The organism is Reyranella humidisoli (assembly GCF_019039055.1).
In the GTDB taxonomy this organism is placed as follows: domain Bacteria; phylum Pseudomonadota; class Alphaproteobacteria; order Reyranellales; family Reyranellaceae; genus Reyranella; species Reyranella humidisoli.
Map to the genome: position 1 here is coordinate 506045 of NZ_JAHOPB010000001.1, position 14052 is coordinate 520096.

14 protein-coding genes are annotated in these 14052 nt (G+C 66.9%); 4 read left to right on the forward strand and 10 right to left on the reverse strand.

Features of this window, described 5'->3' with window-relative positions; all coding sequences use genetic code 11:
• Window positions 1-99: 99 nt before the first annotated feature.
• Genes KQ910_RS02485 through KQ910_RS02500 form a run of 4 tightly spaced genes read left to right on the forward strand, consistent with a single transcriptional unit; the run spans window position 100 to window position 4326 of the window.
• A complete protein-coding gene (locus KQ910_RS02485) occupies window positions 100-1419 on the forward strand; it encodes an ABC transporter substrate-binding protein (protein ID WP_216956847.1) in 1320 nt (439 codons plus the stop codon).
• A gap of 28 nt (window positions 1420-1447) precedes the next feature.
• Window positions 1448-2377, forward strand: coding sequence for a carbohydrate ABC transporter permease (locus KQ910_RS02490; protein ID WP_216956849.1), 930 nt, complete (start codon window positions 1448-1450; stop codon window positions 2375-2377).
• A complete protein-coding gene (locus KQ910_RS02495; protein WP_216956851.1) occupies window positions 2377-3228 on the forward strand; it encodes a carbohydrate ABC transporter permease in 852 nt (283 codons plus the stop codon). The genes KQ910_RS02490 and KQ910_RS02495 overlap by 1 nt, the downstream gene beginning before the upstream one ends.
• 6 nt (window positions 3229-3234) lie before the next feature.
• Window positions 3235-4326, forward strand: coding sequence for an ABC transporter ATP-binding protein (locus tag KQ910_RS02500; RefSeq protein WP_216956853.1), 1092 nt, complete (start codon window positions 3235-3237; stop codon window positions 4324-4326).
• A 37-nt stretch (window positions 4327-4363) separates the two neighbouring features.
• Here the strand turns inward: KQ910_RS02500 and KQ910_RS02505 are convergent, their stop codons facing one another.
• From KQ910_RS02505 to KQ910_RS02550, 10 genes are read right to left on the reverse strand one after another with little or no spacing between them, the layout of a single operon-like run.
• The gene (locus tag KQ910_RS02505) at window positions 4364-5218 is read right to left on the reverse strand and encodes an HAD family acid phosphatase (protein WP_216956855.1); all 855 of its coding nucleotides are present in this window, start codon (window positions 5216-5218) and stop codon (window positions 4364-4366) included.
• Window positions 5215-6174 carry an adenosine deaminase gene (add, locus tag KQ910_RS02510; protein ID WP_216956857.1) on the reverse strand — a complete coding sequence of 320 codons (960 nt, stop codon included), beginning with the start codon at window positions 6172-6174 and terminating at the stop codon, window positions 5215-5217. The genes KQ910_RS02505 and add overlap by 4 nt, the downstream gene beginning before the upstream one ends.
• Entirely contained in the window at window positions 6171-6962 is a 792-nt protein-coding gene (locus tag KQ910_RS02515; RefSeq protein ID WP_216956859.1) for a phytanoyl-CoA dioxygenase family protein, read from the reverse strand. Before KQ910_RS02515 ends, add begins: the two co-directional genes overlap by 4 nt.
• Entirely contained in the window at window positions 6959-8287 is a 1329-nt protein-coding gene (deoA, locus tag KQ910_RS02520; RefSeq protein WP_216956861.1) for a thymidine phosphorylase, read from the reverse strand. The genes KQ910_RS02515 and deoA overlap by 4 nt, the downstream gene beginning before the upstream one ends.
• Window positions 8284-9075: a purine-nucleoside phosphorylase gene (locus KQ910_RS02525; RefSeq protein ID WP_216956863.1), complete on the reverse strand. Its 792-nt coding sequence runs from the start codon at window positions 9073-9075 to the stop codon at window positions 8284-8286. The genes deoA and KQ910_RS02525 overlap by 4 nt, the downstream gene beginning before the upstream one ends.
• Entirely contained in the window at window positions 9072-9467 is a 396-nt protein-coding gene (locus KQ910_RS02530; RefSeq protein ID WP_216956865.1) for a cytidine deaminase, read from the reverse strand. Before KQ910_RS02530 ends, KQ910_RS02525 begins: the two co-directional genes overlap by 4 nt.
• 1 nt (window position 9468) lies before the next feature.
• Window positions 9469-10389: an ABC transporter permease gene (locus KQ910_RS02535; protein ID WP_216956867.1), complete on the reverse strand. Its 921-nt coding sequence runs from the start codon at window positions 10387-10389 to the stop codon at window positions 9469-9471.
• 1 nt (window position 10390) lies between these two features.
• Entirely contained in the window at window positions 10391-11488 is a 1098-nt protein-coding gene (locus KQ910_RS02540) for an ABC transporter permease (protein WP_216956869.1), read from the reverse strand.
• Entirely contained in the window at window positions 11485-13011 is a 1527-nt protein-coding gene (locus KQ910_RS02545; RefSeq protein WP_216963504.1) for an ABC transporter ATP-binding protein, read from the reverse strand. Before KQ910_RS02545 ends, KQ910_RS02540 begins: the two co-directional genes overlap by 4 nt.
• Entirely contained in the window at window positions 13008-14015 is a 1008-nt protein-coding gene (locus KQ910_RS02550) for a BMP family lipoprotein (protein WP_216956871.1), read from the reverse strand. Before KQ910_RS02550 ends, KQ910_RS02545 begins: the two co-directional genes overlap by 4 nt.
• Window positions 14016-14052: the final 37 nt, after the last annotated feature.

Consider the following 14052-nt stretch of genomic DNA (forward strand, 5'->3'; position numbering starts at 1 on the left):
AAAAATTCCGGATACCGGCTTGCGCCGGCTCCTTCCAAGTGCCTACGATGAAGGCAATCACAAGCCGTCCAACGAGGCGGCCGTCCTTGGGAGGACAACATGGCCAAGACGAAGCGTCGTAGCGTGCTTAAGCTTGCCGGCGGTGCTGCCGCCGCTTCCATGGGCGGCATGGCCGCCATCCTTGCAACCGGCCGCATGCCCGCCTTCGCCCAGCAGAGAACGGTCCACTGGCTGAAGTGGGTCGATTTCGTGCCGGCCTCGGACACGCTGCTTCGCAGGGAGATGCTGCCCGAAGCCGAAAAGGCGCTGGGCGTGAAGATCAACCTCGAGACGGTCAACGGCAACGATCTGCAACCGCGGGTGACCGCCGGGATTCAGTCGGGCGCCGGTCCCGACCTGATCATGGCCTTCAACAACCAGACCTATCTCTACGCCAACAGCGTCGTCGATCTGACCGAGATCGCCGAGGCCGTCGGCAAGGAGCAGGGCGGCATGTACAAGTACGCCCGTGCCGTCTGCAGCGACGGCAAGATGTTCATGGGCATGCCCTGGGCGGTGATCGGCGGCATGATCGCCTATCGCAAGTCATGGTTCGAAGAGGCCGGCGCCACCAAGTTCCCCGAGACGTGGGAGCAGTACCGCGAAGTCGGCAAGAAGCTGAAGGCCAAGGGCCGGCCGATCGGCCAGACTCTGGGCCATACGTTCGGCGACGCGCCGGGCTTCACCTATCCCTACCTTTGGTCGTGGGGCGGCATGGAGGTCGATCCCTCCGGCAAGGTGATCATGAACAGCAAGGAGACGCTGGAATCGGTGAAGTTCATGCAGGGCTTCTGGAAGGACGCCCATGACGAGGGCGGGCTCGCCTGGGACGACACCAACAACAACCGCGCCTTCCTGTCCCAGACCATCTCGGCCACGCTGAACGGCGCGTCGATCTACATCGAAACGCTGCGCAAGCCCGACCAGTACAAGACCGAGAAGGGCGCGCCGATGCACACCGACATCCTGCATTCGCCGCTGCCCAAGGGACCGGCCGGACAGTTCGGGTTCCATCTTCTGCAGTCGCACATGCTCATGAAGTACTCGAAGAACCAGGCTCCCGCGAAGGAGTTCCTGAAGTGGATCCACACCGAGAAGAACTTCGAGAAATGGTTCGTCTCGCAGAAAGGCTTTGCCACGCCCTGCACGGAGAAGTGGGAGGGCCACAAGGTCTGGACCGACGATCCGGTCATGGCGCCCTTCAAGGTGGCGGCGAGGCTCGGCCAGGCGCCCGGCCATGCCGGACCGCCGAATGCCAAGGCCGCGGAGTCCCTGTCGAAGTACATCGTCACCGACATGTACGCCAAGGCGGTGCAGGGCATGCCCGCAGAGGATGCGGTGAAGTGGGCCGACGGCGAACTCAAGAAGATTTACGTCTGACCCCGGCCCGCTGACCGGCGCCCGGATCATGGCTGCAAACGCAGTCGCGACAGCGGAGGGCAAGCGCCCCTCGCCTCGGTTGCGACGCCTCGAGGACGAGCGCTGGCTGGCGCTCGCCCTCCTCACGCCGACGGCGGTGCTGCTCGGCCTGTTCATCGCCTACCCATTCGTCGAGGGCGTGCTCCTGTCGCTCAGCAGCACCCGCGTCGGCCATCCCGGCGAATTCGTCGGGCTGAAGAACTTCCACAAGATCTGGAACGACAGCATCTTCCACACGACCATGTGGAACACGTTCTGGTACACGGGCGTGACGACGGTGTTCAAGCTGGCGCTGGGCCTGTGGCTGGCGCTCCTGCTCAACCGGCATTTCAGGGGCAAGGCGATCATCCGCGCCTTCATTCTGCTGCCCTTCATCATCCCGACGGTGCTGTCGACCTTCGCCTGGAAGTGGATGTTCGACCCGACCTTCAGCGTCATCAACTGGACGCTGTTCCAGTTGGGCCTGATCACCACCCGAATCAACTGGCTGGGCGATCCCGACCTCGCCATGACGTCGATCATCGTGATCAACGTCTGGCGCGGCGTGCCCTTCTTCGCCATCACCCTGCTGGCCGGCCTGCAGACCATCAGCCCCGAACTCCACGAGGCCGCGGCCATCGACGGCGCCCGGCCCTGGTCGCGGTTCTGGCACGTGACCTGGCCATTGCTCATGCCTGTAACGTTGGTCGTGGTGCTGTTTTCGGTCATCCAGACTTTCGCCGATTTCCAGCTCGTCTACGTCATGACCGGCGGCGGCCCCGCCAACGCCACCCACCTCTTCGCCACCTATGCCTACCAGCTCGGTATCGGAACCGGCCTGCTGGCGGAGGGCGCCGCGATCTCGCTCGCGATGTTCCCGTTCCTCTTCATCATCGTGGTGGTGCAGCTCCTGTACATCCGCCGCGTGGAGACCCGCTGATGATCGAAGGCGCGCTCTGGCGGCGTTGGGTCTTCTACAACATCCCGCTGATCCTGTTCGTGTTCGTCCTGCTCTTCCCGTTCTACTGGATGATCATCACGACCTTCAGGCCCGACGGCGAGCTGTACCGGCCGTGGAACGCCGTCAACTACATGCCGTTCTGGACCAACAATCCGACCCTCGAACACATCTTCTATCTGTTCGAGGAGACCAACTTCATGCGCTGGATGTTCAACACGATGTTCATCGCGCTCGTGTCGACGGTGATCTCGCTGTTCTGCGGCGTGCTGGCCGGCTACGCGCTGGCCCGCCTCAACTTCCCCTATGCCGGCGGCCTCGGCACCGCGATCTTCATCACCTACCTGGTGCCGCAGACGCTGCTGTTCATCCCGCTGGCGGAGATCATCCGCAACTTCCAGCTGGGCGACACGCCGTGGTCGCTGATCCTGACCTATCCGACCTTCCTGATCCCCTTCTGCACCTGGCTGATGATGGGCTACTTCAAGGCCATCCCGAAGGAGCTGGAGGAATGCGCGCGGATCGACGGCGCCTCGCGCTGGAAGGCGATGGTCTACATCGTCATCCCCGTCGCGGTGCCCGGCATCCTGTCGTCGGGCATCATCGCCTTCACGCTCTCGTGGAACGAATTCATCTACGCCCTCGTCTTCCTGTCCTCGCCGGACCAGAAGACGGTGCCCGTCGGCGTCACCTCGGAGCTGATCCGCGGCGATGTCTTCTTCTGGGGGCCGCTGATGGCCGGCGCCCTGCTGGGCTCGATCCCCGTCGCCATCGTCTACTCGTTCTTCGTCGAACACTATGTCTCGGGCCTCACGGGCTCGGTCAAGGGATAGCGCATCATGGCCGAGGTCAGTATCCGCAAGCTCAACAAGATGTTCGACGTCACCCATGTGGTGAAGGACGTCGACCTCGAGATCCGCGACAAGGAGTTCGTCGTGCTGGTCGGCCCCTCCGGCTGCGGCAAGACCACGACCCTGCGCATGGTGGCGGGCCTGGAGGCGATCACGTCGGGCCAGATACTGATCGACGACGCTGTGGTGAACGAAGTGCCGCCGATGGACCGCGACATCGCCATGGTGTTCCAGAACTACGCGCTCTATCCGCACATGAGCGTCGCCGGCAACATGGCGTTCGGCCTGAAGATGCGGAAGTTCGCCAAGCCTGAGATCGAGACGCGCATCAAGCGCGCCGCCGCCATCCTGGGCATCGAGAACCTTCTGGAGCGCAAGCCGCGCCAGCTTTCCGGCGGCCAGCGCCAGCGCGTCGCACTCGGCCGCGCGATCGTGCGCGACCCGAAGGTCTTCCTGTTCGACGAGCCGCTGTCCAACCTCGACGCCAAGCTGCGCGTGCAGATGCGTGTGGAACTGAAGAAGCTGCATGAGCGGCTGGGCACCACCGCGATCTACGTCACGCACGACCAGGTCGAGGCGATGACGCTGGGCGACCGCGTGGTGGTGATGAAGGACGGCTGGGTGCAGCAGGTCGGCGAGCCGCTCGAACTCTACAATACACCGGCCAACCGCTTCGTGGCGGGCTTCATCGGCTCACCCGCCATGAACTTCATCGAGGCGACGCTGGGCGAAAGCGGCGGCGCCGTCGTGGCCGAGGCGCCCGGCCTGCGCCTCGCTTTGCCCGGTCCGCTGGCCGCGCGCGCCCGCGCCAAGGCCGGCCGTGCCGTCACCGTCGGCATCCGGCCGGAGGACGTGCACGTCGCGACCGATTCGGACGCGCCCGATCTCTGCTTCGACGCCATCGTCGAGGTCGTCGAACAGCTGGGCTCCGAGATCCTGCTCGACACGCGCGTCGGCCCCGCGACCGTGGTCGCCAGCGTCGAGCCCACGATGCGCATCCGCAGCAACGACCAGCTGCGCCTGTCGTTGAAGCCCGAACGCCTGCACCTGTTCGACGCCGAGACAGAAGCGGCGATTTAAACGAAACGAAACACCCCGACGTTTCGACCGGAGCGCGCTACGGCGCCGGCCCGGTCCACGCCTCCAGCACGTCCCACTTGGCCTTGCGCTGCTCGTCGCGCGACTTCTTGAAGTCGTGACCGAACGGGGCAGTGTCGAACGAGCCGTAGGTCGGGTTGGCGAGCATCAGCCATTGCCGGCCCCAGTAGGGCTGGCCGGCCTCGAAGGCCTTCATGCGATCGGCCTCGCTGGTGCGATAGCGGTCGTCGAAGTCGCCGAAATTGTCGCCGATGTTCAGCAGGACGCGGTAGTCCTTCGCGATGACGGCGCGGCGCGTGCCCTTGGCGCCGGTCCAGTCAGGCTTCTCGCCCTGCATCAGGAAGGTGTCGACGTTCCCGCCCATGGGAAAGCCGAGCTTCTGCATGTTCTCGCGCGTGTCCTTCTCGGTCTCCACGCCGCGGTTGGTGACGTAGAAGACCTTCACGCCCTTCGAGTCGGCATACTTGGTGAACTCCACCGCGCCCGGGATCGCGGTCGAGACCTGCGCGGCGCAGAACTGGTTCCAGCTCCTGGTGCTGAAGCTCTGGTTCGCCCGCATCATCCAGACCTGGTACTTCGAATTGTCGAGCAGCGTCTCGTCGACATCGATTACCACCGCGGGCGGCAGGTTCGCGAAATCGCCCGTCTGCTCCGCCGGCGCCGCCGTCCAGCCCTTGTCGGCCAGCGCCTCGTCGAGCCGGACGCGCGCGAGGGCGAACACCGTGAGCGCGTTGGCCTTGTACTCGACGGCGCGCTGCGTCCACAAAGTCGCCAGCAGCATGTCACTTGCGACCGGCGCGTCCTGGGCACGTATGGTCCCGCCCGTCAGGGACGCGAGCAGGAGACCGAGGATCAGGGTCTTGTGCATTCTCATGGTGTCACCTCCTCCAGCAAACGCCGTTTCGTTGCTTCATCGGCGAAAGATGCCTCGATCGTCGTGCGAGCAATGGCCCGCAGATGCCGCTCGTCGAGCCCGGAGAGATCGTATTCGGTTCCGAGCGTGGTGTGGAAAAAGGGCGGATCGTCGGAGTTCAGCGTGACGCGCACACCCGCCGCGATCAGGCGATGCAGCGGATGCGAGGCCCGGTCGGGATAGAGACCCAGCGCGATGTTGCTGCCGGGGCAGACTTCGAGGACGATCCCGCGCCGCGCCAGCTCCTCCATCAGCGCCGGATCGTCGGCCGAACGCACGCCATGTCCGATGCGCGTCACCGGCAGGTCGCGGATCGAGGCCCAGACGCTGTCAGGCCCCAGCACCTCGCCGGCATGCACGGTGCAGCCATAGCCGCTCTCGTGCGCGTGCTGGTAGGCCGGCGCGAAATCGATGGGGGCGAACTTGGCCTCGTCGCCGCCCATGCCGAAGCCCACCACATAGGGATGCGGTTCGGCGATCATCGCCTGGACCATCGCGTCGGCGCGCTCCGGCCCGAGATGGCGGATGCAGATGATGATGATGCGGCCGACGATCCCGAAGTCCCGCTCGGCATCGTCGATGCCCTCGACCAGCGCGGCCAGCCAGGCGGCATAGGGGATGCCGAGCGCGGCCGGCCTCTCGGGCGAGCAGAACATCTCGACATAGACCGCGCCCTCGCCCGCCGCGCCGGCCAGGTAGGTGTAGATCACGTCACGAAAGTCGCGCGCCGTCTTCAGGGCCGTGCAGACGCGGTCGTAGGACTGGAGGAAGCTCCAGAAATCCGTCCAGGCGTAGTGGCCCTTCTCGTCGAACAGGTTCGGCGGCAAGACGAGCCCGTTGCGTTCGGCCAGCGCGACGGCGAGCTTCGGCGGGATCGACCCTTCGAGATGGCAGTGGATTTCGGCCTTGGGAATCACGCAAATCCTCGGAGCGGCAGGTCGGGTCGTTGCAGCCAGTTGTCGTCGGGATAATCGGCCCGACCGTCGATCAGGTGCAAGCTGTAGGCGTGGCGCGGCCGCGGCGAGCGGTTGGCGGTGCTGGCATGGGGCAGCAGCCCGTGCAGGACGATGAGAGCGCCGCGCCGGACTTCGAGCGCTACCGGTTCGACGGCCGGCCACGGCGTTGCATCGAGCGTCCGGGTGACGAGGTCGCCGTCCTGGTAGCCGAACCACTGCCACAGCGGACCGCGATGGGCGCCCGGCAGGGCGGTCAGGCAACCATTGTCCCGGTCCGCGTCGTCGAGGGCGATCCAGAAGCCGGTCACGCTCGGCGGATCGGTCCGCAGGAACGTGGCATCCTGATGCCAGCCGACTTCGGCGCCGACATGCGGCTGCTTGAAGAGATACATCGACTGAAGCAACAGCGGCGCTTTCAGGCCGAGTTCACCCGCCAGGGCGGCCAAACGCGGCTGGCGTGAGAAGCGGTCGAACACCGGATCGAGATCGTGCAGGGCGTGGCCGATCTTGTTCAGCTGGCTGGCTGCCTTCTCCTCGACGAAGAAGCGGATGGCGCCGCCGGACTCCCGGAAATAGCGATCCCGGGCATGGGCCTGATCCAGCGTCGAGAAGGCGGTAGGCGCGGCGCCGGGTTGGAATCCGGCGACCATTTCGGCGGCGCGCGCCTTGAGCGCCTCGCACTCGGCGGCCGTCGCGAAATCCGGCAGTACTGCGAAGCCGTCGCGCGCATAGGCGGCGAGGTCGATCACAAAGCCACCCGCTCCATGATCGCCGGCCGGGGCGGCGGCGGACGGTCATCGATACGAACCGCTTGCCGTATCAGGGCGATCGCCTCGTCGGCCTCGGCGTCGCTGGCGGCATGGACGAGGCAGAGCGGCTCGCCGCTGCGGATCTCCTGGCCGACGGCTGCGAACCCACTGAGGCCGACCGACGTATCGATGGCGTCGTCGGCATGACGGCGCCCGCCCCCCAGCGCCACGACGGCGATGCCGACCTCGCGAGCATTCATGCCGACGACATGGCCGGATTGCTCGGCCGTGCAGGGCTTCACGACGGCTGCGTGGCCGAGGTAGCGGGAACTGTGTTCCAGGAAGTCGTCGGGACCGCCCAGTGCCGAGACCATGCGGGCAAAGGTCTCCGCCGCGCGGCCGTCGGCCAGCGCCGCGTCGGCCTTCACCCGGCCCTCTCCTACATCGGCCGCCAGCTTGCCCAGGAACAGCATCTCGGCCGCCAGAGCCATCGTCACCTCGTGCAGGCGTGGCTCGCGCGGGCCATCGCCGGTGAGATAGGCCACCGTTTCGGCGACCTCGAGCGCGTTGCCAACCTCGCGGCCCAGCACGCAATCCATGTCGGTGATCAGCGCGACCGTCGGCAGCCCGGCCCGGTTCGCCACGTCGACGATGCTGCGCGCGAGATCGCGTGCCATCGGCTCGGTATCGCAGAAGGCGCCGGATCCGCACTTCACGTCCATCACCAACCCGTCGAGCCCTTCGGCGACCTTCTTGCTGAGGATCGAACTCACCAGCAGCGGGATCGATTCGACGCTGCCGGTGACGTCGCGCGTCGCATAGAGGCGCCGGTCGGCCGGCGCCAGATCGTCGGTCTGGCCGATCACGGCACAGCCGACCTCGCGCACGACGCTACGGAACGTGTCGATGTCGGGTTGGGTCTGGTAGCCCGAGATGGCGGAGAGCTTGTCGAGCGTGCCGCCGGTATGGCCGAGGCCGCGGCCGGAAATCATCGGCACGAAACCGCCGCAGGCCGCCACGATGGGCGCCAGCATCAGGCTCACCTTGTCGCCGACCCCGCCGCTCGAATGCTTGTCGAGCACCGGCCCGGGCAGGTCGAGGTCGCGCCAGTCGAGCATCAGGCCCGAGCGCGCGAGGCCCAGGGTCAGCGCGACGCGCTCGGGCACCGTCATGCCGCGGAAGAACACGGTCATCGCAAAGGCGGCGACCTGGCCCTCAGTCAGGCTGCCGTCGTGGATGCCGCGCACGACGAAGGCGATCTCCTCCGCGCTGAGTTCGTGGCCGTCGCGCTTGCGGCGGATGATTTCCTGCGGCAGCAGGCTCATGCGTATCGCTCCAGGAAGGTCCGCAGCAGCAGGCGCACCTTGCCGGCCGCCGCGGCCGCGACCGACAGGGTCTGTTCGTGAGCCAGCACGCCCGGCACCAGGCCCGCGGCATAGTTGGTCATCAGCGACAGCGCCGCCACCTTCAGCCCGGCGTGGCGCGCCAGGATGGTCTCGGGGGCCGTCGACATGCCCACGGCATCGGCGCCCAACACGCGGGCGGCGCGGATCTCGGCGGGGGTCTCGAAGCTCGGCCCGCTGAAGAAGATATAGACGCCCTCGTGGCACACGACGTTCGCCGCCTTGGCCGCCTCCAGCAGCCTGCTGCGCAGTGCGGGATCGTAGGCATCCACCATGTCGACGAAGCGGCTGTCGCCCGGCCCGACGCCGAACAGCGGATTGATGCCGGCAAAATTGATGTGATCGCCGATCGCCATCACCGAGCCCGGCGGCATGTCGAGCCGAAGGCTGCCGGCGGCATTGGTCTGCAGCAGGGTCTCGCAGCCGAGCTTCGCGACGGCATCGATGGCGCCCCGCATCTCGTCGGCCTTGCCGCGCTCGTAGTAATGCGCGCGGCCCTGCATCACCGCGACGGGAGTCGGGCCGACATGGCCCAGCACCAGGCGGCCGGCATGACCACCGACTGTAGGCTGCGGAAAGCCCGGCAGGTCGGCATAGGGAATGGTGGCGATCTCCGTCACCTCCTCGACGAAGCTGCCAAGCCCGGAGCCGAGGATGAGGGCGACCTTTGGCCGGAAGCCCGGCGCCGCGCGTTCGAGAACGTCGTTCATGGCCTGGCGACGTGATGAGGGCCGAAGGACATCGGCAGGAGTTGCCCCAGCGTCACCGTGCGATGCAGCCCGTCGGGGCCGCAGAGATGGATGGGCACATCGTCGGCCGCGAACTCGCGCAGCTTCTGCCGGCAGCCCCCGCAGGGCGTGATGACTTCCGGTCCGGGGCCGACCACGACGCATTCGAGGATGCGCCTGTGGCCCGACGCGACCAGCGACGCGATGGCGCCCGCCTCGGCGCAAAGCCCCTGCGGATAGGCCGCGTTCTCGACGTTGCAGCCACCGTGGATCGAACCGTCCTCGGCGCGCAGGGCGGCGCCGACATGGAACTTCGAATAGGGCGCATGGGCCCGCAGCATCATGCGCTGCGCCAGACGGAGAAGGTCGTCCATCTCAATGCTCCTTCTCGTAGGGCACGCCGGCCGCCTTCGGCGCGACGGTGCGGCCGATGAACCCGGCCAGCAGGAACAGGGTGAGAAGATAGGGCATGGCCTGGATCAGTTGCACCGGAACTTCGCCGATGCCCGGCAGCTTCACGCCCTGCAGGCGGATGGCGATCGAATCGAGCAGGCCGAAGGCGAGGCAGGCGCCGAAAGCGGGAAACGGCCGCCAGCGCCCGAAGATGATGGCGGCCAGGGCGATAAACCCCTGCCCCGCCGTCATGTCGCGGCTGAAGCCGGCGTTCTGGGCGATCGAGAGATAGGCGCCCGCCAGCCCGGCGAACAGGCCGCACAGCAGCACCGCGCGGTAGCGCAGCCAGGAAACGGAAATGCCGGCAGCATCGACCGCCAGCGGCATCTCGCCCACGGCGCGCAGCCGGAGACCGAAGCGCGTGCGCTCGATCAGCCACCATGTGAAGGGTACCGAGAGCAGTGCGGCGTAGACGATCACGTTGTCGCCCGCGACGGGGAAGAAGATCGGATTGAGCCGCTCGTTCCCGCTCAGGGGTGGCGTCTGCCCGCCGCGCGCGAACCACGCGGTGCCCAGAACCACGGTGAGACCCATCGCCAGGATGTTGAGCGCGATGCCGCTCACGACCTGGTTGCCGCGATGGGTGATGCAGGCGAAGCCGTGCAGCAGGGCCAGCGCCTCGGCGGCGAGGATCGCGGCGCCGACGCCCATCCAGGCCGAATCGGTGACCGCCGCGGTGGCGGCTCCGAAGAAGGCCGCCATCAGCATCTTGCCCTCGAGACCGACATCGATGATGCCGCTCTTCTCCGAGAACAGCCCGCCCATGGCGCAGAGCACCAGCGGCGTCGCCACGCGCAATGTCGCGGCAAGCGTCGCGATGACGAGGGTGAGCGCCTCTTCCATCTCAGCCTTTTCGCGCGAACAGCGCCTGCAGCCAGGGCCGCGGCAGATGGACGAGCGCGCCCGAGAACAGGATCACCAGCCCCTGGATCACCACCACCATCTCGCGGGTGATCGCCGGGACTTCGAAGGCGAGTTCCGCGCCGCCCTGCTGCAAGGCGCCGAACAATAGCGCCGCCAGCACGATGCCCAGCGGATGGCCGCGTCCCATGAGCGCGACCGCGATCCCGGTGAAGCCGTAGCCGGCCGCGAAGTCGAGCACGAGCCTGTGATGCACGCCCAGCAGCTCGTTCACCGCCACGCCGCCCGCCAGCGCGCCGGACAGGCACATGGCGAGCATCGTCATGCGCTTGAGATTGGTCCCGGCATAGAGGGCGGCTTCCGGATTGTGCCCCATGGTGCGCAGCCCGTAGCCCCAGGGCGTGTGCCACAGGAAGATCCAGACACCCGCGCAGCAGAGCAGCGCCAGCAGGAGCGACAGGTTGAGCGCCGATGGGGCGACGGCGATACCCACCCATTGCAGGGCCGCCTGCATCGACGGCACCGCGGCCGAGGCCGCGAAGCCGCGGCTCTGCGGCGTCATCGAGCCCGGCGCGATCAGCACGTTGACCATCATGTAGACCATCAGGGCCGAGGCCACGAAGTTGAACATGATGGTGGTGATAACGATGTGGCTGCCGCGCCAGGCCTGCATCCAGGCCGGAATGGCCGCCCACGCCGCGCCGAAGGCCGCCGATGCGAGGATGGCCAGCGGGATCATCAGCAGGCCCGGCAGGTAGCGATCCAGCGCCAGCACGGCCAGCCCGCAGCCCAGCCCGCCGATATAGGCCTGACCCTCGCCGCCGATGTTGAACAGGCCGGCATGAAAGGCGACCGCGACGGCGAGCCCGGTGAAGATGAAGTTGGTGGCGTAATAGAGCGTGTAGCCGATCGATTCCGACGAGCCCACGGCCCCCAGCACCAGCAGCTTCAGGGCCTGCAGCGGATCCGCCCCGATGACCTTCACGATGAGCCCGACGAGGAGGAAGGCCATCGCGACATTGGCGAGCGGCAGCAGGCCGATCTCGACCCAGCCGGGCAGCGGGCGGCGGGCCGTGCTCATGCCGCGCGCGCGCCCGTCATCATCAGGCCCAGGGTGCGCTCATCGGCGTCGGCCGCGGCGACCTCGCCCACGATCCGTCCGCCGGACATCACCAGGATGCGGTCGGCCAGCGACAGTATTTCCTCGAGCTCAACCGACACGACCAGCACCGCGCAGCCCGCGTCGCGGCTGGCGATCAACTCGCGGCGGATGAATTCGATGGCGCCGATGTCGACGCCGCGCGTTGGCTGGCCGACCAGCAGCAGCCGGGGATGGCGCGCCATCTCGCGCGCCAGGATCAGCTTCTGCTGGTTGCCGCCTGAGAAACTCGATGACAGCAGGCCCGGCGTGCGCGGCCGCACGTCGAACCGCTCCATCAGTTCGGCGCAATGCTTGCCGACCGCCGGTCCGTCGAGCAGGTAATTGTGACAGAAGGGTTCGCGATCCTGGTAGCCCAGGATCGAGGTCTCGGACGCGAGGAACGCCGGCACCAGCCCCTGCCGCAGCCGGTCCTCCGGCACATGCGCCACACCCAGCTCGCGCATCTCGGCCGGGTCCGCGGGATGGTCGGCGTCGACCCTGCGGCCACAGACTTCCAGCGTGCCGCCCGTCGGCCGGCGAATACCCGACAGGACCTGGAGAAGCTCGGTCTGGCCGTTGCCCGAGACGCCGGCGACGCCGACAATCTCGCCGGCACGAACCTCGAACGAGATGTCGTCGAGCACCCGGACGCGACGGCCGTCGACCAGCGACAGTCCGCGCGCCACCAGCCGCGGCTCGCCGGCGCGGACCGGCGCCTTGTCGAAGGAGAAGCGCACCTTGCGACCGACCATCAGCTCGGCGAGTTCCTCGGCGCTGGTCTTCGAGGTCGCCCGCTCGGCCACGACCTCGCCGCGGCGCATCACGATCACCGTGTCGGTCACGCTCAGAATCTCGCGAAGCTTGTGCGTGATCAGCACGACGGTCACACCGCGGTCGCGCAGCACGCGCAGGATCTGCAGCAGACGGTCGGTCTCCTGCGGCGTCAGCACGGCGCTGGGTTCGTCGAGGATCAGGATTCGGGCGCCGCGAAACAGGACCTTGAGGATCTCGACCCTCTGCTGCTCGCCCACGGAGAGATCGGCGACGCGCGCGTCGGGATCGACGGCGAGGCCATATTCGTGTGCCAGCCGCGCCAGTTCAGTCCGCGCCGCCGCCAACCCGCCGGCAAGGAGCGGCCCGCCTTCGGCGCCCAGGATCAGGTTCTCCAGCACGGTGAAGCTGTCGACCAGCATGAAATGCTGGTGGACCATCCCGATACCCTGCCCGATCGCGTCGCGCGGCGAGGTCATCTCGACCGGACGCCCCTCGACCCGGATCTCGCCCGCGTCCGCGCGATAGAGCCCGTAGAGGATGCTCATCAAAGTCGATTTGCCGGCGCCGTTCTCGCCCACGATGCCGGTGATGCTGCCATGCTCGATGCGCAGCGACACGCCGCGCACCGCCTGCACGCTGCCGAACGACTTGTCGATTCCCCGAAGCTCGATGGCAGCGTGGGACGTCAGCTCTTGCACGAATTGTTGCTCATATAGTCGTGGACGACGATCTGGCCCGAGATGATGGCGGCCTTCGCAGCATCGACCTTGACCTTCATCTCCGGGGTGATGAGCTTCTCGTTGTCCTTGTCGAGCGCCCAGTCGACGCCGCCTTCCTTGAGGCCGAGCACCTGCACGCCGCCCTTCCATTGATTGGCCTGCGCGGTCTTGAAACTGTCGTAAGCCGCGAGGTCCACCCGCTTCAGCATCGAGGTCAGCATGTTGCCGGGATGGAGGTGGTTCTGGTTGGAATCGACGCCGATGCCCAGCTTGCCGCGATCCTTGGTGGCCTGGAGGATGCCGAGCCCGGTGCTGCCGGCGGCGGCATAGACGACATCGACGCCGCGGTCGAACTGGCCCTTGGCCAGCTCCGCGCCGCGGCCGGGATCGTTCCAGGCGGCCGGCGTGGTGCCGGTCATGTTGGTGATCAGCTCGGCATTGGGATTGGCGTACTTGATGCCCTGCTCGAACCCGCACTGGAAGCGGCGCACCAGCGGGATGTCCATGCCGCCCACGAAGCCGATCTTGCCGGTCTTCGAGGCCATGGCCGCCAGCATGCCCACGAGGAAGGAACCTTCCTGTTCCTTGAACACCACCGACTGGACGTTGGGGAGATTCACCACGCTGTCGATGATGGTGAAATGGATGTTGGGAAATTCCTTGGCGACCTTCTCGAGCGCGACGGCCTGCGCGAAGCCGACGGCGATGATCGGATCCTGGCCGCGTTGCGCGAAGCGCCGCAGCGCCTGCTCGAACTGGGTTTCGTTGCTCGGCTCGAACTCGGCGACGGGGATGTTCGCCTCTTTCTTGAAGCGCTCGGCCCCCTGCCAGACGCCCTCGTTGAAGGACTTGTCGAACTTGCCGCCGGTGCTGAAGACGACGGCCGGCTTGATGGGCGCGGTCTGCGCCAATGCGACGGCAGAGAGACCGGCGGCAGCCAGCACGGAAAGCAGCGGTCCAACCCAGCGATTCATTGCGATTCCCATGTTGCTGGCCTGAGTTTGGACCGGG